At 58.7% G+C, this 23920-nt stretch carries 23 protein-coding genes; 7 read left to right on the plus strand and 16 right to left on the minus strand.

Annotated features, from left to right (window positions below; translation table 11 throughout):
- Positions 1 to 20 precede the first annotated feature (20 nt).
- Complete coding sequence (nhaA, locus tag ACOYXH_RS02895) at positions 21 to 1205, minus strand: Na+/H+ antiporter NhaA (protein ID WP_095049134.1); 1185 nt, start codon at positions 1203 to 1205, stop codon at positions 21 to 23.
- Positions 1206 to 1455: 250 nt separating this feature from the next.
- Here nhaA and ACOYXH_RS02900 point away from each other — a divergent pair, with 250 nt between their 5' ends.
- Positions 1456 to 2550: a PLP-dependent cysteine synthase family protein gene (locus ACOYXH_RS02900; protein WP_460410245.1), complete on the plus strand. Its 1095-nt coding sequence runs from the start codon at positions 1456 to 1458 to the stop codon at positions 2548 to 2550.
- 147 nt (positions 2551 to 2697) lie between these two features.
- On the opposite strand, the gene ACOYXH_RS02905 is transcribed toward ACOYXH_RS02900, so the two are convergent.
- From ACOYXH_RS02905 to ACOYXH_RS02915, 3 genes are all read right to left on the minus strand, one after another.
- Entirely contained in the window at positions 2698 to 4311 is a 1614-nt protein-coding gene (locus tag ACOYXH_RS02905; RefSeq protein WP_460063240.1) for an NAD(P)/FAD-dependent oxidoreductase, read from the minus strand.
- A 97-nt stretch (positions 4312 to 4408) separates the two neighbouring features.
- The gene (locus ACOYXH_RS02910; protein WP_460063243.1) at positions 4409 to 5062 is read right to left on the minus strand and encodes a COG3650 family protein; all 654 of its coding nucleotides are present in this window, start codon (positions 5060 to 5062) and stop codon (positions 4409 to 4411) included.
- Positions 5063 to 5121: 59 nt separating this feature from the next.
- Entirely contained in the window at positions 5122 to 5721 is a 600-nt protein-coding gene (locus ACOYXH_RS02915) for a short chain dehydrogenase (RefSeq protein ID WP_095049138.1), read from the minus strand.
- Between the two features lie 104 nt (positions 5722 to 5825).
- Here ACOYXH_RS02915 and ACOYXH_RS02920 point away from each other — a divergent pair, with 104 nt between their 5' ends.
- Entirely contained in the window at positions 5826 to 6740 is a 915-nt protein-coding gene (locus tag ACOYXH_RS02920; RefSeq protein WP_095049139.1) for a LysR family transcriptional regulator, read from the plus strand.
- A gap of 113 nt (positions 6741 to 6853) precedes the next feature.
- On the opposite strand, the gene ACOYXH_RS02925 is transcribed toward ACOYXH_RS02920, so the two are convergent.
- Genes ACOYXH_RS02925 through ACOYXH_RS02940 form a run of 4 tightly spaced genes read right to left on the minus strand, consistent with a single transcriptional unit; the run spans position 6854 to position 9300 of the window.
- Positions 6854 to 7330 carry a DoxX family protein gene (locus tag ACOYXH_RS02925; RefSeq protein WP_095125618.1) on the minus strand — a complete coding sequence of 159 codons (477 nt, stop codon included), beginning with the start codon at positions 7328 to 7330 and terminating at the stop codon, positions 6854 to 6856.
- Positions 7327 to 8085: an HvfC/BufC N-terminal domain-containing protein gene (locus ACOYXH_RS02930; RefSeq protein WP_095049141.1), complete on the minus strand. Its 759-nt coding sequence runs from the start codon at positions 8083 to 8085 to the stop codon at positions 7327 to 7329. Before ACOYXH_RS02930 ends, ACOYXH_RS02925 begins: the two co-directional genes overlap by 4 nt.
- Positions 8082 to 8969 (minus strand): MNIO family bufferin maturase, encoded by an 888-nt coding sequence (gene bufB, locus ACOYXH_RS02935; RefSeq protein WP_460411537.1) that lies wholly within the window; start codon positions 8967 to 8969, stop codon positions 8082 to 8084. The genes ACOYXH_RS02930 and bufB overlap by 4 nt, the downstream gene beginning before the upstream one ends.
- A 25-nt stretch (positions 8970 to 8994) precedes the next feature.
- A complete protein-coding gene (locus ACOYXH_RS02940) occupies positions 8995 to 9300 on the minus strand; it encodes a BufA1 family periplasmic bufferin-type metallophore (RefSeq protein WP_095049143.1) in 306 nt (101 codons plus the stop codon).
- Positions 9301 to 9567: 267 nt separating this feature from the next.
- On the opposite strand from ACOYXH_RS02940, the gene ACOYXH_RS02945 reads away from it, so the two are divergent.
- Both ACOYXH_RS02945 and ACOYXH_RS02950 read left to right on the plus strand, forming a co-directional pair.
- Complete coding sequence (locus tag ACOYXH_RS02945; RefSeq protein WP_093438705.1) at positions 9568 to 9819, plus strand: hypothetical protein; 252 nt, start codon at positions 9568 to 9570, stop codon at positions 9817 to 9819.
- A gap of 32 nt (positions 9820 to 9851) precedes the next feature.
- Positions 9852 to 10118: a phosphopantetheine-binding protein gene (locus tag ACOYXH_RS02950; protein ID WP_256579902.1), complete on the plus strand. Its 267-nt coding sequence runs from the start codon at positions 9852 to 9854 to the stop codon at positions 10116 to 10118.
- A gap of 103 nt (positions 10119 to 10221) precedes the next feature.
- Here ACOYXH_RS02950 and ACOYXH_RS02955 read toward each other — a convergent pair whose 3' ends face one another.
- The 5 genes from ACOYXH_RS02955 to ACOYXH_RS02975 form a co-directional block, all read right to left on the minus strand.
- Complete coding sequence (locus ACOYXH_RS02955) at positions 10222 to 10923, minus strand: ABC transporter ATP-binding protein (RefSeq protein WP_008082262.1); 702 nt, start codon at positions 10921 to 10923, stop codon at positions 10222 to 10224.
- A complete protein-coding gene (gene livG, locus ACOYXH_RS02960) occupies positions 10924 to 11691 on the minus strand; it encodes a high-affinity branched-chain amino acid ABC transporter ATP-binding protein LivG (RefSeq protein WP_041478028.1) in 768 nt (255 codons plus the stop codon).
- Positions 11688 to 12944 carry a high-affinity branched-chain amino acid ABC transporter permease LivM gene (locus ACOYXH_RS02965; RefSeq protein WP_093438700.1) on the minus strand — a complete coding sequence of 419 codons (1257 nt, stop codon included), beginning with the start codon at positions 12942 to 12944 and terminating at the stop codon, positions 11688 to 11690. Before ACOYXH_RS02965 ends, livG begins: the two co-directional genes overlap by 4 nt.
- On the minus strand, positions 12941 to 13864 hold the full coding sequence (gene livH, locus ACOYXH_RS02970; RefSeq protein WP_007918526.1) for a high-affinity branched-chain amino acid ABC transporter permease LivH: 924 nt from the start codon (positions 13862 to 13864) through the stop codon (positions 12941 to 12943). Before livH ends, ACOYXH_RS02965 begins: the two co-directional genes overlap by 4 nt.
- 231 nt (positions 13865 to 14095) lie before the next feature.
- A complete protein-coding gene (locus ACOYXH_RS02975) occupies positions 14096 to 15223 on the minus strand; it encodes a branched-chain amino acid ABC transporter substrate-binding protein (protein ID WP_016986598.1) in 1128 nt (375 codons plus the stop codon).
- Positions 15224 to 15575: 352 nt separating this feature from the next.
- Here ACOYXH_RS02975 and ACOYXH_RS02980 point away from each other — a divergent pair, with 352 nt between their 5' ends.
- Positions 15576 to 15896 carry a DUF2288 domain-containing protein gene (locus ACOYXH_RS02980; protein ID WP_460410247.1) on the plus strand — a complete coding sequence of 107 codons (321 nt, stop codon included), beginning with the start codon at positions 15576 to 15578 and terminating at the stop codon, positions 15894 to 15896.
- Between the two features lie 290 nt (positions 15897 to 16186).
- Here the strand turns inward: ACOYXH_RS02980 and ACOYXH_RS02985 are convergent, their stop codons facing one another.
- Positions 16187 to 18385: a hypothetical protein gene (locus ACOYXH_RS02985; protein ID WP_095049146.1), complete on the minus strand. Its 2199-nt coding sequence runs from the start codon at positions 18383 to 18385 to the stop codon at positions 16187 to 16189.
- Positions 18386 to 18579: 194 nt separating this feature from the next.
- On the opposite strand from ACOYXH_RS02985, the gene ACOYXH_RS02990 reads away from it, so the two are divergent.
- Positions 18580 to 19476 carry an NAD(P)-dependent oxidoreductase gene (locus ACOYXH_RS02990; RefSeq protein ID WP_460410248.1) on the plus strand — a complete coding sequence of 299 codons (897 nt, stop codon included), beginning with the start codon at positions 18580 to 18582 and terminating at the stop codon, positions 19474 to 19476.
- Here ACOYXH_RS02990 and ACOYXH_RS02995 read toward each other — a convergent pair.
- A complete protein-coding gene (locus ACOYXH_RS02995) occupies positions 19367 to 21649 on the minus strand; it encodes a putative bifunctional diguanylate cyclase/phosphodiesterase (protein ID WP_258709365.1) in 2283 nt (760 codons plus the stop codon). The two genes, ACOYXH_RS02990 and ACOYXH_RS02995, sit on opposite strands and share 110 nt — an antisense overlap.
- A 149-nt stretch (positions 21650 to 21798) precedes the next feature.
- Positions 21799 to 22167 (minus strand): YkgJ family cysteine cluster protein, encoded by a 369-nt coding sequence (locus ACOYXH_RS03000; RefSeq protein ID WP_034155003.1) that lies wholly within the window; start codon positions 22165 to 22167, stop codon positions 21799 to 21801.
- A 301-nt stretch (positions 22168 to 22468) separates the two neighbouring features.
- Between ACOYXH_RS03000 and ACOYXH_RS03005 the strand changes: the two genes are divergently transcribed.
- A complete protein-coding gene (locus ACOYXH_RS03005; protein WP_258709366.1) occupies positions 22469 to 23818 on the plus strand; it encodes a spinster family MFS transporter in 1350 nt (449 codons plus the stop codon).
- The last annotated feature ends 102 nt before the right edge of the window (positions 23819 to 23920 follow it).

Raw genomic sequence — 23920 nt, forward strand, 5'->3', positions numbered from 1 at the left:
CTTGACCCTCGCCACAGAGGTTATATCGGTTGGGAGTTCTTGCGACTCGCCGCCGCCGTCACCGCATAACCAATCAACGCCGCCAGAATCGACCCGGTCAAAATCCCCATCCGGTCCATGCCAGCGTAATCACTCACACCCGGTTCAAACGCCAGCGAGCCGACAAACAGGCTCATAGTGAAGCCAATGCCGCACAGGATCGCCACGCCCAGCACCTGACCCCAGTTGGCACCTTGGGGCAGGGCGGCGATGCCGGTTTTGACCGCGAGCCAAGTCAGGCCGAACACGCCGACGGTCTTGCCCAGCAGCAGGCCCACCGCGATGCCCATCGGCACATGGTGAGTGAAGCTTTCCACGGTGACACCGCTCAGCGACAGGCCGGCGTTGGCGAAGGCGAACAGCGGCAGGATGCCGTAGGCCACCCATGGGTGCAGCGCATGTTCGAGGGTCAGCAACGGCGACGGTTCGGCGTTTTTCGTGCGCAGCGGGATGCAGAAGGCCAGGGTTACGCCAGCCAGCGTTGCGTGGACACCACTCTTCAGTACGCAGACCCAGAGGATCAAACCGATGATCATGTACGGCCCAAGCTTGACCACCCCGAGCCGGTTCATCGCCACCAGCGCCGCGATGCACGCTGCTGCAAGGCCCAGGGAAAGAGTCGAGAGTTCGCCGGAGTAGAAGATGGCGATGATCACGATGGCGCCGAGGTCATCGATGATCGCCAGGGTCATCAGGAACAGTTTCAGCGACACCGGTACGCGCTTGCCGAGCAGTGCAAGCACGCCGAGGGCGAAGGCGATGTCGGTCGCGGTCGGGATTGCCCAGCCGTCGAGGGCTGCCGGATTGTCGCGGTTGAGGAACCAGTAGATCAGCGCCGGCACCAGCATGCCGCCGATCGCGGCTGCACCGGGCAGGACGATCTGCGACGGTTTAGACAGCTGACCGTCAAGGACTTCGCGCTTCACTTCCAGGCCGATGAGCAGGAAGAACATCGCCATCAGACCGTCGTTGATCCACAGCAGCAGGGGTTTAGCGATTTTCAACGCACCGATCTGCGCCACCACCGGGGTGTCGAGCAGGCCGGTGTACAGCCACGACAATGGCGAGTTGTTGATAATCAGGGCCAGGATGGCTGCAGCGATCAATAACAGACCGCTGGCAGCTTCCAACTGAAAGAAACGCGTGAAAGTGCTACGCAGAGGCAAGGTCGCTCTCCATCGAATCGTCAAAAAGGTGGGACACCCTAACCCGTACTGTTAGTTGTTAAAACAAAAGTTATATTCTTTTTTGTTATATGTCGTTACAGGGTGTCTGGCTCAAGCCACGCTGAGCCTAGCAGTTGCCTGACATATTGAGACTCAGCTGTATCTGTGCGCGCTATAGGATTTTTCCTAAGCTGATGAATGAGCCTTTCGAACAGCTTCATTTCCTGCCGAATCAACGAGAACCATCACCATGAGCGACAACCGACAGTGGGCCCGCGAAGCCATCCGCATCATCGAAGCGGATTTCCAGCGCAGCGCCGACACCCACCTGATCCCTTTGCCGCTACCGGGTTTTACGGGCATCGAGTTGTACTTCAAGGATGAGTCCAGCCATCCGACCGGCAGCCTCAAGCATCGGTTGGCGCGCTCGCTGTTCCTCTATGCATTGTGTAATGGCTGGCTGAAACCCGGCGCACCGGTGATCGAGGCGTCCAGCGGTTCGACGGCCATTTCCGAGGCGTACTTTGCGCGGATGCTCGGTTTGCCGTTCATTGCGGTGATGCCGGCGACTACCTCCAAGGAAAAAATCGCGCAGATCGCTTTCTACGGTGGCCAGAGCCATCTGGTGAAAGATCCGACGCAGATCTACGCCGAATCCGAGCGCCTGGCTCGTGAGCATGGCGGCCACTTCATCGACCAGTTCACCTACGCCGAACGTGCCACTGACTGGCGCGCGAACAACAACATCGCCGAATCGATCTTCCAGCAGATGCGTTACGAGAAACACCCGGAACCGAGCTGGCTGATCTCCAGCCCCGGCACCGGCGGCACCACCGCGACCCTGGGCCGTTACGTGCGCTATCGCCAGCATTGCACCCGCGTGTTGTGCGCCGATGCCGAGCGTTCGGTGTTCTTTGATTACTACCAGACGGGCGACGCCGGTTTGCGCCTGGATTGCGGTTCGCGGATTGAAGGTATTGGCCGGCCGCGCGTTGAGGCGTCGTTCCTGCCCAAGGTGATCGATGCGATGGTCAAGGTCCCGGATGCCCTCTCGCTGGCGGCCATGCATTATCTGGCGCAGCGCCTAGGACGGCATGTTGGCGGGTCGAGCGGGACCAATCTGATCGGTGGGTTGATGGCGGCGCAGCAGATGAAAGCGGCGGGGGAGTCGGGGTCGATCGTGGCGATTCTGTGCGATGGTGGCGAGCGGTATGGCGACACGTATTACGATCAGGATTGGTTGAAGGCGCAGGGGTATGAGTTGGCAGGGTTGATCGAAGCAGTGACTGCGAGTGCCGAGCGCGGTGAGCCGCTGCCTGACTCAGTCCTGCGCGCCAATATCTAAAGCCGAATGCAAAAACCAATGTGGGAGCGAGCCTGCTCGCGAAGGCAGTGTGTCAGGCAACTTGGTTGTTGAATGACACTCCGCTTTCGCGAGCAGGTCGAATCGTCGCACCGTCGCTCCCACAGGGATTTTTGTTGCTTCAGACGATTAGTCAGTCAGGCCGAGAATATCCCGTGCCACGGCTTCTGCAATCCGAATCCCGTCAACACCCGCCGACAGAATCCCGCCCGCATAACCCGCGCCTTCACCCGCCGGGAACAAGCCCTTTACGTTCATGCTCTGCAGCGTTTCGTTACGAGTGATGCGCAGAGGTGACGAAGTGCGCGTCTCGATCCCGGTCAACACCGCATCATGCAGCGAGTAACCGCGAATCTGCTTCTCGAACGCCGGCAACGCTTCGCGGATTGCCTCAATGGCAAAATCCGGCAAGGCCAAGGCCAGATCACCCAGCGCCACACCCGGTTTGTACGACGGTTCGACTTCGCCCAACTCGGTCGATGGGATGTCGTTGATGAAGTCGCCAACCAGTTGCGCCGGGGCCTTGTAATCGCTGCCGCCGAGGATAAAGGCGTGAGATTCCAGACGTTCCTGCAACTCGATCCCGGCCAGCGGGCCGCCCGGGTAATCGACTTCCGGGGTGATACCGACAACGATCCCGGAGTTGGCATTACGCTCGTTGCGCGAGTACTGGCTCATGCCGTTGGTGACCACGCGGTTCGGCTCTGACGTCGCGGCGACCACGGTGCCGCCCGGGCACATGCAGAAGCTGTAGACCGAGCGGCCGTTCTTGGCGTGGTGCACCAGTTTGTAGTCGGCAGCCCCGAGTTTCGGGTGGCCAGCGTATTTGCCCAGACGTGCACGGTCGATCAGCGATTGCGGGTGTTCGATACGGAAACCCACCGAGAACGGCTTGGCTTCCATGAACACGCCACGGCTGTGGAGCATGCGGAAGGTGTCACGGGCACTGTGGCCGAGGGCCAGAACCACGTGTTTCGAATGCAGGGTTTCGCCGCTCGCCAGTTGCACGCCGACCAATTGGCCGTCTTCGATCAGCACGTCGGTGACGCGTTCCTGGAAGCGCACTTCGCCGCCCAGATCGCGGATCTGCTCGCGCATGTTTTCAACCATGCCGGTCAGACGGAACGTACCGATGTGCGGCTTGCTGACGTAAAGGATTTCTTCCGGTGCACCGGCCTTGACGAACTCGTGCAGGACTTTGCGGCCGAGAAACTTCGGGTCCTTGATCTGGCTGTACAGCTTGCCGTCGGAGAACGTGCCCGCACCGCCTTCGCCAAACTGCACGTTGGATTCCGGGTTGAGCACGCTTTTACGCCACAGGCCCCAGGTGTCTTTGGTGCGCTGGCGGACTTCGGTGCCGCGTTCGAGGACGATCGGCTTGAAGCCCATTTGCGCCAGCAGCAGGCCGGCGAAGATCCCGCACGGGCCGAAACCGACAACGATCGGACGCTGGCTCAGGTCGCTCGGCGCCTGACCGACGAATTTGTAGCTGACATCCGGCGCCACGTTGACGTTACGGTCATCGGCGAACTTGCCCAACACGTTGGCCTCGTCGCGTACGTTGAGGTCGATGGTGTAGATGAAGCACAGTTCGGAGGACTTTTTGCGCGCATCGTAGCTGCGCTTGAACAAGGTGAAATCGAGCAAATCATCGCTGGCGATGCCCAGGCGTTGCACGATGGCAACGCGCAGGTCTTCTTCGGGATGGTCGATTGGCAGCTTGAGTTCAGTGATTCGTAACATGGCGAGGATCCGGGTTCGCGGGGCGCACAACTGCGCCAGGGCGTTTGAAGGCCGCGATTATAAGCCGCAAAGGCCGGATCCGGTGAGGCTAAAACGCTCAGTCGTTGCGCGATCCGCCGAAATACCCGCAACCACGCTGCACCTGGCCGTCGATGCGCAACTCGGCGCTCATGTGCTGCACGCTGCCGGTGCTGCTGTCGACGCAGCGTTGCGGTGCGACCCACAATTCGATGCGCTGGTTGTTGGCTTCGCTGCTCAGATTGAAGCGGCCATCGCCCAATTGATCTTCAATATACGGCACAGCAAGTGGCGGCTGACCTTCGCGGTCGATGACCATGCCTTTGCCGCTGACTTTGACATTCCACTCCGGGCCATGGCCGGCGGCACGCAGGATCAGCAGTTTGAAGTTGGGATCGTCACACGCGGTGCCGGAGCGCTCGACACGATACAACTGAGTCAGGTCGAGTCGATCGCCGGCGACTTTGCCGCGAACATCGGCAAACAGTTTGCCTTGCTCATCAGCCAGCGTTGCCGCTTCTTGCAGAATGCTGGTGCCACCAATGTCATTGACCACCAGTTGACGCTGATCCTGACATGGCTGAAACACCAGTTTGCCGTCAGCGGCGGTCAGTTGCCCCTGCATCCGCGTCTGCCCGACGTGCGAGGCACTTTCTCGCTGGCCATCGAACAACTGGCAAGCGGCAAACAACGGCAGCAGGGCAATAACGACTAACGAACGGGCAACACGCATCTTCGGCTCTCCAGACAAGTGCCGCCACGTTACGCAGCCTGACCGTTCATCACAAGGGTTTAGCCCACGTGAAATGTCTGACCTGTCTGCAAGCCTTCGACACTTTTCGCGTAGGCCAGCGCCACATCCGCCGCAGGAACCGGCTTGTAACCACGGAAATACGGGGCGTAGCTACCCATGGCTTCCAGCAGTACGGTCGGGCTGATCGAGTTCACTCGCAGGCCGCGTGGCAATTCGATCGCGGCGGCGCGGACGAAGCTGTCGAGGGCGCCGTTGACCAGCGCTGCCGAGGCACCGCTGCGAATCGGATCGTGGCTGAGCACTCCGGTGGTGAAGGTGAATGACGCGCCGTCATTGGCGAATTCGCGACCGATCAGCAGCAGATTGACTTGGCCCATCAGTTTGTCTTTAAGCCCGAGGGCGAAGCTGTCTTCAGTCATCTCACCCAGCGGTGCGAAGGTCACGTTTCCGGCAGCGCAGACCAGTGCATCGAACTTGCCGGTCTTTTCGAACAATTTGCGGATCGATGCGCTGTCGCTGATATCCACCTGCAAGTCACCGCTGGTGCGGCCAATGCGGATGACTTCATGGCGTTGCGACAGTTCTTTGTCCACCGCTGAACCAATGGTGCCGCTAGCGCCTATCAACAGAATCTTCATCGTGCCGTACCTCAAGTGATTGAACGAGGTTTCAGTCTAGAGTGGTTTTTTCTGTGGATAAGCGCGCTAATAGGCAACCTTTGGTTTTCAAATGGAAACAATCCATGAGCGAAATGGATGATCTGGCGGCGTTCGCGGTGTTGATCGAAGCGGGCAGTTTCACTTTGGCGGCGCAGCAGTTGGGTTGCAGCAAGGGCCAGTTGTCCAAACGCATCAGCCAGCTCGAAGCGCAGTTTTCCGTTGTGTTGCTGCAACGCACCACCCGGCGCTTGAGCCTGACTGCGGCGGGCGCTGCGTTACTGCCGCAGGCGCAGGCGCTTGTAGTCCAGGTCGAAAAAGCGCGTCAGGCATTGGCGCGATTGAAGGACGATATGGCCGGACCGGTGCGTATGACCGTGCCGGTGTCGCTGGGCGAAACCTTCTTTGATGGTCTGTTGTTGGAGTTCTCGCACAAATACCCCGAGGTGCAGATCGAGCTTGAGTTGAATAACAGTTACCGCGATTTGTCTCGGGACGGGTTTGATCTGGCGATCCGTAGCGAAGTGGCCAACGACGAGCGACTGGTCGCCAAACCGTTACTGGCATGGCAGGAAATGACCTGCGCGAGCCCGGCTTACCTCGAACGCTTCGGTGAACCGTTGACCCCGCAGGCACTGGCCGAGCATCGGTGCTTACTCAACAGCCACTACAGCGGGCGTGAGGAATGGCTTTATCACCAGCAACACGAATTGCTGCGGGTGCGGGTGTCGGGACCGTTTGCCAGCAACCATTACAACTTGCTGAAGAAAGCCGCGCTTAGCGGTGCCGGTATCGCGCGACTGCCTTCCTACTTGCTGCAAGCGGAATTGGCTGACGGTCGATTGCGCTGGCTCCTGCGCGATTTTCAGACCCGGCGCATGCCGATGTACCTGGTGCATCCGTATCAGGGCGGACTGCCGAAGCGCACGCAAGTACTCGCTGACTATCTGATCGGCTGGTTCAGACGCAGCGGTGAGGCGCTGGATCGCCTTCAGCGCTGATCATATGAACGTAAACCCAATGTAGGAGCTGCCGAAGGCTGCGATCTTTTGATTTTTTTTTTCAAAGCAAGATCAAAGGATCGCAGCCTTCGGCAGCTCCTACAGGTCGGCGTTCAGTTGGCGAAATGGCGGGCGATCAGATGATCAATCGACAACTTGCCCGGCCCCGTCGCCATCAGGTACAGCAACACCGCCGCCCAGGTGCCGTGGGTCGGATAGGCATCGGGATACACAAACAGTTGAATGGTCAGGGTCATCCCCAACAGCGCCAACGCCGAAAAACGCGTAGCGAAGCCGATCAGAATCAGCAGCGGAAAAAAGTGCTCGGCGAACGCGGCCATGTGCGCGGCAATCTCTGGCGACAATAACGGCACGTGGTATTCGCTCTTGAACAACGGAATCGTCGAGTCGGCCAGACGTGGCCAGCCGAGTTGAAAAGTGCCGTCAATCAAATCAATGGCCAAACCTTCAACCTTGGTCTGTCCTGATTTCCAGAACACCGCGGCAATCGAGAAACGCGCAATGAACGCGATCAGGCTGTGGGGGATTTTTTCCAGCAGCGCGATGGCGCGGGTGATGAGCGTTTTCATGGCAGTTCCTTGTTATTCAAGTGGGTAATGGCGTTGTGCGCGATCAGCAAGCCAAGGGTTTGCGCGAGGTCGAACTCAGGGCTGTTTTCCGCCGCTTTCAGCAGTGGCTGGCCATCGATCAGGTTGCGGATAAACGTACTGGCGCCGGGGTCAACGGCAAACACTTCGACGTCCAGGCCATTGCGCAATACCAGCGCGTGTTGCCTTTGGTTGATGTCGATGCCCTCCAGTGTCGCGTCGTGTTGATGTGCGCCCCAGATCGCCACCACGGCATAGGTTGAGTCGAGCAGGTGCAGGGAGGGATGAAGGTCGAGGCGCAGCTCACTCAGCGTTTGCGCATCAGTCAGTGCTGCCGTGATTTCTTCTGGCCGGACGGGCAGGGCGTCGGCGGCGTGATAGGCGAGGGTGCGCAGGTGCTCAAGGCGCGCCACGTCGGCCAGATAAGGCACGCTGCCGGCCGGTTCAAACGCTGCAATGAAGTCCGCCAATTGTTCGCCGTAGCGGCTCATCAACCGACTTTGCGGCGGTTGCTGTTGTACGAAAACGGCCGCCATGGCGCGGAAGAATTCTTCGCCCACCAATTGCGCAACCACCGGATAGCTGTCGCCCAACGCATTGCTCAGCGAGCCCTGCACGTTGTTGCGATACACCGCGAAACGGCTCGCCGGATCAGCGCCGTTGGCACTGCACAGACCTTCGGGGCAGGGCAGCCGCGTGTCGATGAGCGCAGCCGCGAAAGCGCGTTGAGTGCTCATGTGCGGCCTCCGGCATCGCGCAAAAGCGCATCAGCCTGTTGCGCCTCGGACAGCAGCACCGTGAACGCCGGCACTTGATTGTCGCGTTCGATCAATGTCGCCACCGGGCCGGTGCGCTGCAGCACTTGCCGGTACAAACCCCAGACGGCTTGATCGATCGGCGCGCCGTGATCATCGATCAGCAAACGGTCGCCGAGGCTGTCGCTATCTTCGGCAAAACCGGCCAGATGAATCTCGCCAACCCTGTGCAGGGGCAGGGCATCGAGATACGCCAGCGGATCACGCTGATGGTTCACACAGGAAACGTAGACATTGTTGACGTCCAGCAACAGGCCACAGCCGCAGCGGCGAATGACCTCTGCGATGAAGTCTGCCTCATCGATCGTCGAGCGCTCGAACGCCAGATAGGTTGCCGGATTCTCCAGCAGCATGGGTCGTTGGAGGGTGTTCTGCACCTGATCGATATGTTCGCAGACGCGGTTCAGCGTCGGCGTGTCATAGGCCAGTGGCAGCAGGTCATTGAGAAACACCGGGCCGTGGCTCGACCAGGCCAGATGCTCGGAAAAGGATTGCGGTTGATAGCGCCGAATCAGTTCGGCGAGGCGCTTGAGGTGCTGTTCATCCAGCGGCTCTTCAGCACCGATGGACAAGCCGACACCGTGCAGCGACAGCGGATACTGCTCGCGGATCAAACCGAGAAAATGATGAAACGGACCGCCGACCACCATGTAGTTTTCGGCGTGGACTTCGAAGAAGCCGATGTCCGGTTGTGAGCCGAGCACTTCACGAAAGTGCCCGGTCTTGAGTCCCAGCCCGGCACGGGGCGGGAGCCCGGTGAGGGCTGCCTGAGTGCGGGGTTGGGCATGGTCATTGAGGGTGAGCATGATCGTCACTCAGGCAGTTCGCGGATCAGGACTTGGCTTTGAACGCTTCCATCTGACCGAAACCGGTCGGCGAGGTCTTGCTCTCGGTGGTGGCGCAGGTGCCTTTCGGAACGAGTTTCCAGGCGTTGGCCTGGTAGTCCGTTTTCGACGTGCCGGCACAAGTGGTGCCTGCGCCTGCGGCGCAATCGTTGTGACCTTTCATGGCCACGCCGAAGCATTTTTCCATGTCGGCGTCAGCGGCGTGGACGGTCGATACAGCAGCCATGCTCAGGGCAGAACCGAGGGCCAGAACCAGGGCAGTGGCGGACAGGGTGCGAGTGGTAGCAGTCATGATGTTTCTCCAGTCTTGTTCAGGGTTTTTACAAGCGGTTTGTGCTTGCTTACCCCACTAGAGAACGCTCACTGCGATGCGTTACAGCAACGCTCAAATCTTTTCCAAAAGAACCAACGCACGTCGCCGGTGGGAGCAGAGATAGCCCGAGGGAATTGAATAATGGTTATCGTGAACGGTTATTAAAAACTGTCATTTCTGACAGTTGGCAGGGTTTTTCGACTGAGTATATTGGGCTTGTGGCGGTACACATCAGGGAGAAAGACCATGAATTTGTCCGAATTGAAAAAGCTCGTGCAAGCCAGGATCGACGAGAAGGCCAATATCATCCTGGATGAAAAGGTTGTTAATGACGGCGCTGCATTTGGTGAACTGCAGATCTATTTTTGCCTGCGTCGCATTCTGAATAAAAAAGCCACTCTTGAAGATTTTGGTGTCTTGCACGCGGTGAGTGATTTGCTGCAGGCGACGGGTGTTATTTCTGCGAATCAGACGCTGGGATCAAGAGTTGCCCCCTGATTCGGGACGTTTCCTCGCGGCAGGAACCTTCAATGAAAAGTGAGGTGTTGGAAATGGACGATGTAGAGCAACAAGTGAGAAAGTTTGTCGCTGATTATTTTGAAATCAATGAGGACCAAGTCAAAAATGAAAGCAGCTTCGTCGGTGATCTGGGGTTGGACGACGTGGACAAGCTTTATTTGATGATGGTGATTGTGAATGAGTTTGGTATGGAGATCCCGGAGTATGAATCCATGGCTTTTACAACGGTGCAGGACGTGATCAATTATCTACGCGAAGAAAACGTCAATGATCAGTAAAACATGGCAGCCTGTTATGAACCGCCAAAGTCCGGTCCCCAAGGGAGGAATGCCAGGCACAAAAAAAACGGCCCGAAGGCCGTTTTTTGTTGGGCGAAACACATCAACCGCCGAGGTACGCCTCGCGTACTTTCGGGTCGGTCAGCAGCGCTTCACCGGTGCCTTGCATGACCACACGGCCGTTCTCCAGAACGTAGGCGCGGTCAGCGATTTTCAGCGCCTGGTTGGCGTTCTGCTCGACCAGGAACACGGTCACACCGTCCTTGCGCAGCATTTCGATGATGTCGAAAATCTGCTGGATGATGATCGGTGCCAGGCCCAGTGACGGCTCGTCGAGCAGCAGCAGTTTCGGCTTGCTCATCAGCGCACGGCCGATGGCGAGCATTTGCTGTTCGCCGCCGGACATGGTGCCGCCGCGCTGGTTGAAGCGTTCTTTCAGGCGCGGGAACAGGCCGAGGACCTTGTCCATTTGTTCCTGATAGTCGCCCTTGTCGGTGAAGAAGCCGCCCATGGAGAGGTTTTCTTCAACGGTCAGACGGGCGAATACCCGACGACCTTCCGGCACCACCGCGATGCTCTTGCGCATGATCTGCGACGAGTCCTGGCCGACCAGTTCCTCACCCATGTAGCGGATGCTGCCGCTGTGCGCTTGCGGCGAACCGCAGAGCGTCATCAGCAGCGTGGACTTGCCGGCACCGTTGGCGCCGATCAGGGTCACGATCTCGCCCTGACGGACTTCGACGTTGACGCTGTGCAGGGCCTGGATCTTGCCGTAGAAGGTGGAAACGTTTTCGAACTGCAGCATTTACGCTTCCCCCAGGTAGGCTTTGATCACTTCAGGATTGTCGCGGATCTGTTCCGGTGTGCCGTCGGCCAGAGGCGTGCCCTGGTTGATCACGACGATGTGGTCGGAAATGCTCATGACCAGTTTCATGTCGTGTTCGATCAGCAGCACGGTGACGTTGTGCTCTTCACGCAGCACGCCGATCAGCGCCTTGAGGTCTTCGGTTTCCTTCGGGTTCAGACCGGCCGCCGGTTCGTCGAGCATGAGGATCCGTGGACGGGTCATCATGCAGCGAGCGATTTCCAGACGCCGTTGCTGACCGTAGGCCAGGGTGCCGGCGGTACGGTTGGCGAACTCTTTGAGGTTGACCTTTTCCAGCCAGTACTCGGCAAATTCCATGGCCTCGCGCTCGCTTTTGCGAAACGCCGGGGTCTTGAACAGACCGGCCAGGAAGTTGGTGTTCAGGTGACGGTGCTGGGCGATCAACAAGTTTTCGACCGCGGTCATGTCCTTGAACAAGCGCACGTTCTGGAAGGTGCGCACCACGCCTTTGAGGGCGATCTTGTGGCCCGGCAGGCCTTGGATCGGCTCGCCGTCCAGCAGGATGCTGCCGCCGGTGGGCTGATAGAAACCGGTCAGGCAGTTGAACACAGTGGTCTTGCCCGCGCCGTTCGGCCCGATCAATGCAACCACTTGTTTTTCTTTGACGGTCAGGGCCACACCGTTGACCGCCAGCAAGCCGCCGAAGCGCATGCTCAGGTTTTCGACTTTAAGGATCTCGCGGCTCATTTTCGCAACTCCATGTGTGGGCGTTGCATCGGCAGCAGACCTTGTGGACGCCAGATCATCATCAACACCATCAGGGCACCGAACATCAACATGCGGTACTCACTGAACTCACGCATCATTTCCGGCAACAGGATCATCACCACGGCCGCGAGAATCACGCCCAGTTGCGAGCCCATGCCACCCAGCACGACGATGGCGAGGATGATCGCCGACTCGATGAAGGTGAACGACTCCGGCGTCACCAGACCCTGACGTGCAGCGAAGAAGCTACCGGCGAAACCGGCGAACGCAGCGCCGAGGGTGAAGGCGGACAGCTTGATGATCGTCGGATTCAGCCCCAGCGCACGGCAGGCGATTTCGTCTTCACGCAGCGCTTCCCAGGCACGGCCGATCGGCATGCGCAGCAGGCGGTTGATGACGAACAGTGCGGCCAGTGCCAGCAACAGGGCAACGAGGTAGAGGAAGATCACCTTGTTGATCGAGTTGTATTGCAGACCGAAATACTCGTGGAAGGTTTGCATGCCTTCCGCGGCCTTACGTTCGAAGGTCAGGCCGAAGAACGTCGGTTTCTCGATGTTGCTGATGCCGTTCGGGCCACCGGTGATGTCGGTCAGGTTACGCAGGAACAGACGGATGATCTCGCCGAAGCCGAGGGTTACGATCGCTAGATAGTCACCGCGCAAACGCAGCACCGGGAAGCCCAGCAGGAAACCGAACGTCGCCGCCATCAGGCCGGCAATCGGCAGGCAGATCCAGAAGCTCAGGCCGTAGTAGTGCGACAGCAGCGCGTAGCTGTAGGCGCCGACGGCGTAGAAGCCGACGTAACCGAGGTCAAGCAGACCGGCCAGACCTACGACGATGTTCAGGCCGAGGCCGAGCATCACGTAGATCAGGATCAGCGTCGCGATGTCCACCGCGCCACGCGAGCCGAAGAACGGCCACACCAGCGCCACCAGGATCAGCGCAATGATGAAATAGCGCTGGGTGGTCGGCAGGGTCAGGAAGTTGCTGGCCTTGGCCGGAATCAGCGGCAAGCCCGGCGAGGATCGCCAGGCCTTGCTGATCTGCTGATTGAACAGCACGCGCAGGAACATCAGTACCGAGCAGATGGCGATGGTCGCCAGCACGGCCGGGCTGGTGTTGTGCACTTCCAGGTTGATGCCGACGATGGTCAGTTTCAGACCGAGTACCGGGTAGGCCACGGCCCACACCAGCAAAGCGCTGAACAGCGCCTGTTTAAGATTCCTAGTCATACTTTCTCAACCTCCGGACGGCCCAGAATGCCGGTCGGACGGAACAACAGCACCAGAACCAACAAGCCGAAAGCCACGACGTCCTTGTACTGGTCGCCGAAGATATCGGCACCAAAGGCTTCCGCCACCCCAAGCACCAGCCCGCCGAGCATGGCGCCGGGGATGCTGCCGATACCGCCCAGTACCGCTGCGGTGAAGGCTTTGAGGCCGACGAGGAAACCGGCGTTCGGGTTGATTACGCCGTACTGCATGCTCAGCAGCACAGCCGCAACGGCCGCCAGCGCGGCACCGATGACGAAGGTCAGGGCAATGATGTTGTTGGTGTTGATGCCGAGCAGGTTGGCCATCTTGATGTCTTCGGCGCAGGCGCGGCAGGCGCGACCCAGGCGAGAGCGGGAGATGAACAGGGTCAGGCCGAGCATGGCGATCAGGGTCACCACGAACACCACGATCTGCATGTAGGAAATCAGCACTTCTTGTGCGCCACCTGGGCCGAAGGCAATGTTGCCCGGAATCAGGTTGGGGATAGCTTTGTCCTTGGAGTCTTGCGCCAGCAGAACGGTGTTCTGCAGGAAGATCGACATACCGATTGCGGAAATCAGCGGGATCAGACGGTTGCTGCCGCGCAACGGGCGGTAGGCAATGCGTTCGATGCTGTAACCGTAGGAACTGGTGACGACGATGCTGGCGATAAACGCTGCGGTCATCAACAGCGGGACACTGTCGAGTCCCATCATGGTCAGCCCGGCGATGGCGATGAACGCCACGTAGGAACCGATCATGTACACCTCGCCGTGGGCGAAGTTGATCATTCCAATGATGCCGTAGACCATCGTGTAGCCGATGGCGATCAGGGCATACATGCTGCCAACGTTCAGGCCGTTAACCAGCTGTTGGAAGAAGTGATAGATGTCAGGCATTACAGCGCTCCTAAAAACCTGATACGCATTTCACTGGTGGAGTCATTTTCCCGCCCGGCCCCGTGGATCTTTATCCACTTCGAATCCGGGTTTTGCCAGCGAACCGCTGATGACGGTTTTGAGATTTTCAGGTGGGGAGACTGGCGGATCACGCCAGCGCGGCCCAATACATTCGTAAAACAAAGCCCACGGCACGCCGTGGGCTTTATTGGCAGTCAGTCAGGCAGCGCCTTACTGAGGTGACACTTCGGTTTTCGGCTTGCCGTTGTGCCACTCGTAGACTACGAATTTGAAGTCTTTCAAGTCGCCCTTGGCGTCGAAGCTCAGGTCGCCAGTAGGCGTCTTGAAGGTACCGGCATGAATGGCTTCAGCCACTTTGGTCGCGTCTTCGGACTTGGCTGCCTTGATGCCTTCGGCAATCACTTCAACCGCCGAGTAGGAAGGGAACACGAACGGGCCGCTCGGATCTTCTTTCTTCGCCTTGAAAGCATCAGCCAGGGCAATGTTGGCTGGATCCTGGTCGAAGGATTTCGGCAGGGTCACCAGCAGGCCTTCGGCCGCGTCTTTGGCGATCTGGGTGATCGAGTCGTTACCCACGCCTTCCGGACCCATGAACTTGGCTTTCAGGCCTTTTTCCTGGGCTTGACGCAGGATCAGACCCAGCTCCGGGTGGTAGCCGCCGTAGTAAACGAAGTCGACGTTGGCTTGTTTGAGTTTGGCGATGATCGCCGAGAAGTCTTTGTCGCCGGCGTTGACGCCTTCGAACACGGCAACCTTGGTGCCTTTCTTCTCGAGGGTCGATTTCACAGCGGTGGCGATGCCTTCACCGTACTGCTGTTTGTCGTGCAGCACGCCAACGATTTTCGGTTTGACGTGATCGGCAATGTAGTTACCGGCGGCAGGGCCCTGGGCGCTGTCCAGACCGATGGTGCGGAAGATCATTTTGTAACCACGGGCGGTGATGTCCGGGCTGGTGGCAGCCGGGGTGATCATGATCACGCCTTCGTCTTCGTAGATGTCCGAAGCCGGTTGAGTGGAGCTGGAGCACAGGTGACCAACCACGAACTTGACGCCGTCGTTGACGACCTTGTTCGCGACCGCTACCGCTTGTTTCGGATCGCAGGCATCGTCGTATTCAACGGCTTCGAGCTTCTTGCCGTCGACACCGCCCTTGGCGTTGATTTGCTCGATGGCCATTTTCGCGCCACTGAACTGCATGTCGCCGTACTGGGCTACAGGACCGGTTTTAGGACCGGCGATACCGATTTTGATGGTGTCAGCTGCGAACGAATGGCTGGCAACCCCGGCCAGAACCATAGCGGCAAACAGTTTGGAAATCTGCTTAGTAGCCTTAGTCATAGTGCTCCACTCTTACTGTTGTAATTTTTTTGAGTTCTGGCGCCGTAGCAGCAGAACCGGGTCAGATATCTTTGCGATACCCTCCGGAAATGCCCCCGGCAACTGTACCGGTACAGTGTAGAGCGCCGGTTGTCAGCCTGGGAAGCGGGCGCCGAGGGGCAAAACTTCGGGGTGTCGCATTTTTGAATGAAAAAGACAGAATTGCGGCGGGGCGTTCGTGGGCATATATCCCAATCAGCAGCATTCCCTGGCGTTCCTGCTCTTTTCGTTCGGTGCAGCCATTTGCAACCGGGTTTTGCTGGCGGACCACCGACGTTATTATTCGCGTCGATTTCTTTTCCGGACAGCACCCATGAATCAAGAACCTAGCACCCTCTATGCCAAGCTGCTTGGTGAAACCGCATCTATTACCTGGAAAGAGTTGGAGCCGTTCTTCGCCAAGGGTGCCCTATTGTGGGTCGACCCTGCGCTGGATTTGATCGCCGCTGCCGAGGCCGTGGCGTCGGATGATGGCGAGAAAGTGGCTGCCTGGCTGGCCGAAGACAGACTCGCCAAGCTGTCTGAAACGCGGGCGCTGGATCTTTACGAGCGCGATCCGTCGTTGTGGGCGGTGGTGGTTTCGCCGTGGATTATGATCCAGGAAAGGGCAGTCGCTGCTGACGTCGCACCGTGATAGTGCGACCAGCCATCAGCGAAAAGTGTGTAGCGGAGTAGCGTGATGGCACGTTGCCGTAGAGAAACACCACAAGCGCAGGCGGGCTCACGGTGACGTAAACGTAACGGGAACAGTTTAGTAAGCAGCCTAACGGCTGCTTAATTGTTTCTGGATATTGGAAAGGCCGAAATCTTCAGTGAATTTGAAGGCCTCTTCGCGAGCAGGCTCGCTCCCACATTTGGAATGTATTCCCCTGTGGGAGCGAGCCTGCTCGCGAATGGGGCGACTCGTTCTCAGATCAGATCAGATCAGACCGAGAACGACTTGCCGGTATGGTTATTGAGGGAAATAACCTTGGTCTTGCCAATCCGGTGACGGTAAATCTCGCGCAGGTACTTGATCGACTTCTTCACGCAATCACGCGACAAACGAATGTCGTTGATCGAGACAAACTTCTCTTTGTCGTTGATCAACTCGCGGTACTTCTTCTCGTACATCGGTTTTATTGCATACCAGTTAGTGTCGAGGATCTTCGCCGGGTTCTCGAATTCGTTGAGCAGGTCGTCGATGCGGTCTTCGTCGAACTCTTCGTTGATGATGAAATCGAGGATCGAGTTGTCCAGGGTCTCGTCGAAACGGTACGGGTTCTTCGCGAAGCAGCGCTTGATAAACGCCACGATCAAGGTCAGGAAGTCATCCGACAGGCACGGGCTCTTCGCGATCAGGGTGGTCAGCGAGAGGTTGGCCGAGGCGCCGATCACCAGCGCGTAACGCTTGAGCGTGGTGTTGGGGAACAGGCTGTTGAGGTGAGTCTTCAACCGGTTCAGGTCCATGTACGACAGCTTGTAGTCTTTCGGCAACGAGACAATCGAGACCACCGACGAGCAGTTCTTGAAGAAGTGCAGGTCGTGCAGCGCGGCAGCGTCGTAGCCGGAATTCTTGTACTGCTCCAGCGAAGCGCGATAACGCTTGGACTCAATCGGCAACAGACTGATGCCTTCAATCGCCTGGGTGACTTTGTTGAAGTGCGGCAGGTCGATCGAGCGGAAGAACAGGTCGTCGATGTTCAGGCGCTGCGGCTCTTTGTCGAACACCTTGAACTTGTCGCTGCTCGGTGGCGGGGTTTCCGGCACCACCGATTCGGCGTAGGCAATTGCCACCGGGCCGGCCAGACTCATGAACAGGTCGTTGGCGTCGAGGCGAATGGTTTCGCCGATGTCGATGCCGGCGCGGCGGAAGTAGTTCTGGTCGTAGTCGGTGGTGACGGCCTGCGCTGTCAGAATGTTGAAGATCTGCTGCGAGATGTATTGATTGGCGTGCTTCTCCATCGCATTGACATCAATGTTCTGGATGTTGCCGTCATCGCTTTCTTCGGCGTAACGCATGATGTCGTTGGAGATCAGCATCATCGCGTTCCAAGGGCGGATACGCCCCATGACGCTCGCTTCGCTGCTGTCTTCGTTAGCGAAGTTGTAGGAGAAATCCCATTCTTCCGAGAGGTATTTGCACAGCAGGCGACCGGCGTTGATGTGCAGCGCCTCGGACATTTCGCTGCGGTGGTCGGAAATGTTCGGCAGCACGCAGATGCCGCTGGTGAAGATCGGTTCGAACACAAACGAGTGACCACTCTTGCCGTCATGCTCGTCCATCGGTTTGGTGTCGAACGTCTTGTTCATGTACGAGTGCTGCTGGGCCAGACCGAATTCCGAAGCCATGCCGGAACCGGTACCGCCGCCGGCACTGAAGATCGAGAAATACAGACGCGACTGGTTGGCCTTGATGCCGCAGCTGTCGATCAGGTACGAGTGGATCATTTTCCAGTCAGGGCTGGAGAAGCGCTGGGTGTCCTTGTTGAGGATGATCTTCGCCAGGTACTGGCCGAGGATCGGCGCGTTACCGGCGCCACCGGCGTGGACTTCGGACAAGTCCATGATCTTCATTTTGCTGTAGTCGCGCAGGAAGCCGCTTTTCTCGCCCTTGCGCGAGAAACGGATGCGCCCGGCGATGTCCTTGTCGAGGTCGCCGAGCATCACCAGCGGTTCGACCAGGAACACCGGTTTGGTCGATTTGTTCGGGCCGATGCGCAGGTTGTTCTTGATCCACTGGGCCGGGCTGTAGCCCTTGTCGGCCAGACGCCGATCTGCCGCGCGGTCTTCGTTGTTGAATTCGTTGAGGTAAAACTTGCGCGCGTTGTACACCAGCTCCGCGACATCGAGCGCGATGTTGGAGCCGCAGCGACCGAGGCCGATCAGGCACACAGACGGGAATTCCTGGTCGTTGTGCTGTTCGTTATCGCCTTCCAGGTGCGGCGGGCGCGGGAACACCAGATCACGCAAACCGTCGAGGTTGTCGAGGATGCGGTCGGTATTGGTTTCGGTGAAGTACAGGTATTGCTGAGTCGACAGCGGGCGCGACGGCAGCAATGGCTTCGACGGTGACGGGCTGTTGGCGGCGGGGCTCAAAGTCAGATCGGATACCGCAGTGGCGGGATTGTTTTTAGAAGTCATTGTGCGCCATATACCTGGACTGGGTTGGCTCGTGGGCTTTTGCCTGCGAACCTCACGGAATAAGATCTCGCGTCTTTGTGCGCGAATTGAGCCCGAGCATCAGGTTTTTGGCCTGACTGTCGCTGGGGGGAATCCTTTCCTGATCGTTGATGAATCGGCCATTATTCGGCGATCTTTAATCGAAAAGAGGCAAAATGATGTCAACGCTACCTTCGTTGGGGTTCGCCGGAATCGGTCTGATGGGCCTGCCCATGTGCCGGCGTTTGTTGGAGGCGGGTTATCCGCTGACCGTGTGGAACCGCAACCCGGCCAAGTGCGCGCCATTGGTCGAGGCCGGCGCGCGACAGGTAGCGAGCCCCGCTGAACTGTGCGAACACGCTGACGTGGTGATGCTGTGTCTGGCCAATACGGCGGTGGTTCGCGAGGTGGTGTTTGGCCCTGTTGGTGTTGCCGAAGGCGCGAAGAGAGGCCAGTTGCTGGTGGATTTTTCCAGTCTTGAGCCAACCGCCACGCGCGAGATGGCCACAGAACTGGCGGAGAAAACCGGCATGGCCTGGTTGGACTCACCGGTGTCCGGTGGCGTGGTGGGTGCCGAGGCGGGCAGTCTGGCAATCATGGTCGGTGGTGACGCTGCGGATCTTGAGCGGGTGCGCCCGGTGTTGCTCAATCTCGGTCAGCGCGTCACGCACATGGGCGGCATCGGTGCGGGGCAGGTGACCAAGGCCTGCAATCAGATGATCGTCGCCTGCAACGCGCTGGTGATTGCCGAGGTGGTGGCGCTCGCCGAGCAAGCGGGGGTCGATGCGAGCCTGATCGCCGAAGCGCTGGCCGGTGGTTTTGCCGACTCCAAACCGTTGCAGATCCTCGCCCCGCAAATGGCTGACAGCCGTTTCGAACCGATCAAATGGCACGTGCGCACATTGCTCAAGGATCTCGACACCGCCGTCAAATTCTCCCGCGAACAGGGTTCGGCGACGCCGATCAGCGGATTGGCCGCACAACTGATGCGTCTGCATGGGGCGCAAGGCTATTTGGCGCAGGATCCAGCGACACTGGTGCAAATGTACCGCGCGCCAGAATCAGCGGATTGACCGTGTGTGAATGCTTGCGCTGATTGATTTCTTCCAGCACCGGGCGCAACTCGTCCAGCGGCACGGGGCGACTGAGCAGGTAACCCTGGATGAAATCGCAGCCCGAGCGTTCAAGGAATTCGTACTGCTCCAGACTTTCCACGCCTTCGGTCACCACCTGTAAATGCAGGGTGTGCGCCATAACGATGATCGCCTGGACGATCTCCATGTCGGCGGTCGCCGTGGGAATGTCGAGGATAAACGAGCGGTCGATTTTCAGGGTGTTGAGCGGCAGGCGTTTGAGGTAGGCCAGCGAGGAATAACCGGTGCCGAAGTCGTCGATCGACAACGACACACCGAGCGCACGAATCTGACGCAGCAGCACCAGGGTGTTGGCAATGTTGCCCATCAACGCGTTTTCGGTGACTTCCAGTTCCAGCCGTCCCGGCGCCACCCCGGCGGTGCGTAATGCGCTTTCGATTTCCGTGGCCAGTTCTTCCCGGGTGAGGTTGAGCGGAGAGCAGTTCCAGGCAATTTTCAGTTCTTCGCAGCCATGCCGCGAGAGTTCGCCCAGATCCTTGCAGGCCCGGCGCAGCACCCAATTATCCAGTTCGGCAATCAGGCCATTATTTTCGGCGATAGAGATAAAGCGATCCGGGGTCAGCAACCCGTGCAGTGGATGCTGCCAGCGGATCAGTGCTTCAAGCTTGGTGACGCGGCCGGTCTTCAGTTCGAAGATTGGTTGGTAATACAGCGTCAGGCCGTTTTCTTCGCGCAAAGCGTGGCGCAATTCTTCTTCCAGTTGCAGCTCGAAGCTGGCGCGGGTCTTGAGGTTGGAACTGAAAAAATGCAGGCCGTTGCGCCCCGCGCCTTTGGATTGATACAGCGCCAGATCCGCGTGTTTGAGCAATTCTTCGCAGGTGCTGCCATCCTCCGGAAACAGACTGATGCCGATGCTGGTGGTCATCACCATGCGGCGTCCGGCCAGTTCGATCGGCTCCTTCATCTTGAGCATGATGCGCTGGGCCATGTTGCGGGCTTCTTCGCGGTCACGCAGATTGATGAGGATGCAGAACTCGTCGCCGCCGAAACGCGCGACCACGTCTTCATGGCTGCGCACCGAGCCTTTGATGTGCTGGGCGATGACTTTGAGCAGTTCGTCACCGGCGTCATGGCCGAGGCTGTCGTTGATCCGCTTGAAGTGGTCGATGTCGAGAAACATCACCGCGAGCATGCCGCCCTCGGTGGCTTTCTGGCAGAGTTTCTCGGCGAAGATCTGGTTGAACCCGCGGCGGTTGATCAGGTTGGTCAGGGCGTCGTAGTTGGCCGCTTGTTGCAGCGACATGCGCGCCTGATCGAGCTGGCTGAGCAGGGCGTTGACGCGGCGCAGGTCCTCTTCTTTGTTCTGCAGTTTCTTGTCGGCCAGCGCCGCACTGATCGCACTGCCAAGGATCAGCAGGATGATCAGCGCCACGGTCAGGCCCAGTTGCAGATGCCCGTTATCGCCGCCGCTCGCTGTCAGGCCTCCCTCGGGAAGAACCAGATCCAGCGCAGCCATGCCGGTGAAATGCATGCTGATGATGCCAGCGCCGAGAATCAGCGCAGCGCCGTACTTGAGCAACTGATGCGCCACGCCGCTGCCTTCGCTCAGATAGCGGGCCACACACAGCGCGGCGAAACTGGCGCCGATGGCGATCGCCACAGACAGCGCGAACAGTCCTGGCTGATAGTAGGCGGTGGCGCTCGACTTCATCGCCGCCATGCCAACGTAATGCATGCCGGCGATGCCCAGGCCGATGACAAACGCGGTTTTCAAGCAATGCAACGCACTCGGCTGCGCTTCGCTCAAAGTTTGCATGGCCAGCCAAGAGGCGAGCAGGGCGATCAGCAACGAGAAAAGGGTGATACCAAGGTCGTACTGAATGTCGATCGGTGTCTGGAAAGCCAGCATGCCGATAAAATGCATGGCCCAGATGCCGCCGGCCAGGCAGGTCGCGCCGATCCAGCGCCAGATCCGCCGCGATCCCGGATCTTCGGCATTTACAACGCGCTCAGCCATATCCAGGGTGGCGAAACTGGCTGCGCAGGCGACCAGATACGCAACCATCACCAGGAGAGGGTTGTGACTGCAATCGAGGATGACCTGCCCGCTCTCCGGCAGCTCGGCAACAAACTGCAAACCAAGCCACTCCATAGCATGCCCCGTCTCTGAAGTCGTCCCGAGTGCGCGTTGAACGCAGTTGAATGTCAGGAGTATAGAGGCCGATTTCGGCGTGCAAGCGGTAGTGGCACATTGGCGCTAATGATTTTGGCATTAGCGTCATAGCGATTGGCGCTAAAAGCTTAAGCGATCTGTTCGAAAGGGATTTGCGCCCAATCGGGTTGCAGGGGCGGCAAGCCGAAACGCGCGCGGGCCTTATCGCAATCGACATTCTGCTCGCCGTTTTCCCACGACGACTCGAATTCGCGGCAGGGGCTGGAACGCAGTTCATAAATCGAACACTTCACCTCGCTGCCGACTTCGCCGACCAACGCCGTGCAGCGCGGCGATTTGCAGTCGGTGCCGTTCATCGCCACCCGGCTGGGGCTGATCTGTGTGACCAGTTCATCAGGCACCGTGCCGCCGGAAGATGCGCACTCACCCCAAAAGAAAGACACGCGAAAATGGGAACAGCAGGCACCGCAATTCAGACACGGACTGACTTCAGACATGGGCGAGGGTATCAAAGGGATTGATCGGGAGATCCGGACGGATCCGGCGGCCATTCTAGGCTTTGCCGCAGACTTGGGAAGGGGGGCAGGAAACTATTTTTTTGTGGCAAGGTTTTGCCGCAAAAGCCCCGGTTTTCGGGGGATTTCAGGCTTATCAAGGGCTTACGTTTCGTTACAGTGCCATGGGTCGATATCAGGCAGACGAATGATCACAGACAGCCTTTGCGCGGCTGACTAGATTGCAGGTTCCGGGCTCGGATGCGGTGGCAGTGAAGCCCTATAACAATAAAGAGACGGACCCATGCAGAACTCGACCCAAGCGGCGAATGCCTGGCGCATTCTGTTCCTGCTGTTCCTCGCCAACCTGTTCAACTTTTTCGACCGCACCATTCCGGCGATCATCATCGAGCCGATCCGCATGGAATGGCACCTCAGTGACTTTCAACTGGGCATCGTCGGTACCGCATTCACCATTGTGTACGCGATTGCCGGACTGCCGCTGGGGCGGATGGCCGATACCGGTTCGCGCAGCAAGCTGATGGGCTGGGGCCTGGCGACGTGGAGTGCGCTGACGGCAGTCAATGGCCTGGTCGGCAGTTTCTGGAGCTTCCTGATCGTGCGCATGGGCATCGGCATCGGTGAAGCCAGTTATGCGCCGGCGGCCAACTCGCTGATCGGTGATTTGTTTCCTGCCCATCGTCGGGCGCGGGCGATGGGCATATTCATGCTCGGTTTGCCGTTAGGGCTGTTATTGGCGTTTTTCACCATCGGGGCGATGGTCAAGGCGTTCGACAGCTGGCGTGCGCCGTTCTTTATTGCCGCAGTACCAGGGCTGATCCTAGCGATTTTCATGTTCTTCATTAAAGAGCCGAAGCGCGGGGCGGCGGAAACCGTGCAGGTTTCGCAAGAAAAGGTCGACAAGCCGATCCGGCGGATTCTGGCGGTGCCGACTTTTCTCTGGCTGGTGATGGCCGGGTTGTGCTTCAACTTTGCGACGTATGCCTGTAACTCGTTTTTGGTGCCGATGCTGCAACGCTATTTCCTCATGCCGTTGCAGGAAGCGGCGGTGGCCACCGGAGTTATCGTTGGCGTGACCGGGCTGGTCGGCTTGACCCTGGGCGGCTGGATTGCCGACAAAATTCACCAGCGTGTGGCCAACGGGAGACTGTTGTTTGCCGCGTTCAGCCTGATCATTTCAACGCTGTGCACGGCGTGGGCGCTGCACGCCGGGCGTATCGAGATCGGTGTATTCGTGGCGGTGTTCAGCGTCGGCTGGCTGTTCGCCTACAACTTCTACACCTGCGTTTATACGGCGATTCAGGACGTGGTCGAACCGCGCCTGCGAGCGACGGCGATGGCGTTGTTCTTTGCCGGGTTGTATTTGCTGGGCGGTGGTCTGGGGCCGGTGGTGGTGGGGGGCTTGTCGGATCATTTTGCGCACACGGCGATGCTGGCGGCGGGGGCGGAGCAGATGACCGAAGCGTTCAAGGCAGTCGGGCTGCATGATGCGATGTACCTGATTCCGGTGGCGCTGTTTTTGACCATGGTCTTTCTGTTTCTGGCGGCGCGGTGTTTTGTCCGCGATGCGCAGCGGATGAAGGCGGGGTTGGTGGCGGTGGTTGAGCCAGAAGTGGCTGCGGCGACTGCATAGCCGCTATCGCGAGCAGGCTCACTCCTACAGGGGGACGCATTCCAACTGTAGGAGTGAGCCTGCTCGCGATAGGGCCCTTAGTATCGGCAAGTAAATAACAGG

This window comes from Pseudomonas sp. Mb7, from assembly GCF_054790525.1.

What these genes read in the sequence shown, in the direction of transcription:
- ACOYXH_RS02900 (WP_460410245.1), top strand. Translation starts at nt 1,456, where the DNA reads ATGAGCGACAACCGACAGTGGGCCCGCGAAGCCATCCGCATCATCGAA.
- ACOYXH_RS02905 (WP_460063240.1), bottom strand. Translation starts at nt 4,311, where the DNA reads ATGTTACGAATCACTGAACTCAAGCTGCCAATCGACCATCCCGAAGAA.
- ACOYXH_RS02910 (WP_460063243.1), bottom strand. Translation starts at nt 5,062, where the DNA reads ATGCGTGTTGCCCGTTCGTTAGTCGTTATTGCCCTGCTGCCGTTGTTT.
- ACOYXH_RS02915 (WP_095049138.1), bottom strand. Translation starts at nt 5,721, where the DNA reads ATGAAGATTCTGTTGATAGGCGCTAGCGGCACCATTGGTTCAGCGGTG.
- ACOYXH_RS02920 (WP_095049139.1), top strand. Translation starts at nt 5,826, where the DNA reads ATGAGCGAAATGGATGATCTGGCGGCGTTCGCGGTGTTGATCGAAGCG.
- ACOYXH_RS02925 (WP_095125618.1), bottom strand. Translation starts at nt 7,330, where the DNA reads ATGAAAACGCTCATCACCCGCGCCATCGCGCTGCTGGAAAAAATCCCC.
- ACOYXH_RS02930 (WP_095049141.1), bottom strand. Translation starts at nt 8,085, where the DNA reads ATGAGCACTCAACGCGCTTTCGCGGCTGCGCTCATCGACACGCGGCTG.
- bufB (WP_460411537.1), bottom strand. Translation starts at nt 8,969, where the DNA reads ATGCTCACCCTCAATGACCATGCCCAACCCCGCACTCAGGCAGCCCTC.
- ACOYXH_RS02940 (WP_095049143.1), bottom strand. Translation starts at nt 9,300, where the DNA reads ATGACTGCTACCACTCGCACCCTGTCCGCCACTGCCCTGGTTCTGGCC.
- ACOYXH_RS02945 (WP_093438705.1), top strand. Translation starts at nt 9,568, where the DNA reads ATGAATTTGTCCGAATTGAAAAAGCTCGTGCAAGCCAGGATCGACGAG.
- ACOYXH_RS02950 (WP_256579902.1), top strand. Translation starts at nt 9,852, where the DNA reads ATGAAAAGTGAGGTGTTGGAAATGGACGATGTAGAGCAACAAGTGAGA.
- ACOYXH_RS02955 (WP_008082262.1), bottom strand. Translation starts at nt 10,923, where the DNA reads ATGCTGCAGTTCGAAAACGTTTCCACCTTCTACGGCAAGATCCAGGCC.
- livG (WP_041478028.1), bottom strand. Translation starts at nt 11,691, where the DNA reads ATGAGCCGCGAGATCCTTAAAGTCGAAAACCTGAGCATGCGCTTCGGC.
- ACOYXH_RS02965 (WP_093438700.1), bottom strand. Translation starts at nt 12,944, where the DNA reads ATGACTAGGAATCTTAAACAGGCGCTGTTCAGCGCTTTGCTGGTGTGG.
- livH (WP_007918526.1), bottom strand. Translation starts at nt 13,864, where the DNA reads ATGCCTGACATCTATCACTTCTTCCAACAGCTGGTTAACGGCCTGAAC.
- ACOYXH_RS02975 (WP_016986598.1), bottom strand. Translation starts at nt 15,223, where the DNA reads ATGACTAAGGCTACTAAGCAGATTTCCAAACTGTTTGCCGCTATGGTT.
- ACOYXH_RS02980 (WP_460410247.1), top strand. Translation starts at nt 15,576, where the DNA reads ATGAATCAAGAACCTAGCACCCTCTATGCCAAGCTGCTTGGTGAAACC.
- ACOYXH_RS02985 (WP_095049146.1), bottom strand. Translation starts at nt 18,385, where the DNA reads ATGACTTCTAAAAACAATCCCGCCACTGCGGTATCCGATCTGACTTTG.
- ACOYXH_RS02990 (WP_460410248.1), top strand. Translation starts at nt 18,580, where the DNA reads ATGATGTCAACGCTACCTTCGTTGGGGTTCGCCGGAATCGGTCTGATG.
- ACOYXH_RS02995 (WP_258709365.1), bottom strand. Translation starts at nt 21,649, where the DNA reads ATGGAGTGGCTTGGTTTGCAGTTTGTTGCCGAGCTGCCGGAGAGCGGG.
- ACOYXH_RS03000 (WP_034155003.1), bottom strand. Translation starts at nt 22,167, where the DNA reads ATGTCTGAAGTCAGTCCGTGTCTGAATTGCGGTGCCTGCTGTTCCCAT.
- ACOYXH_RS03005 (WP_258709366.1), top strand. Translation starts at nt 22,469, where the DNA reads ATGCAGAACTCGACCCAAGCGGCGAATGCCTGGCGCATTCTGTTCCTG.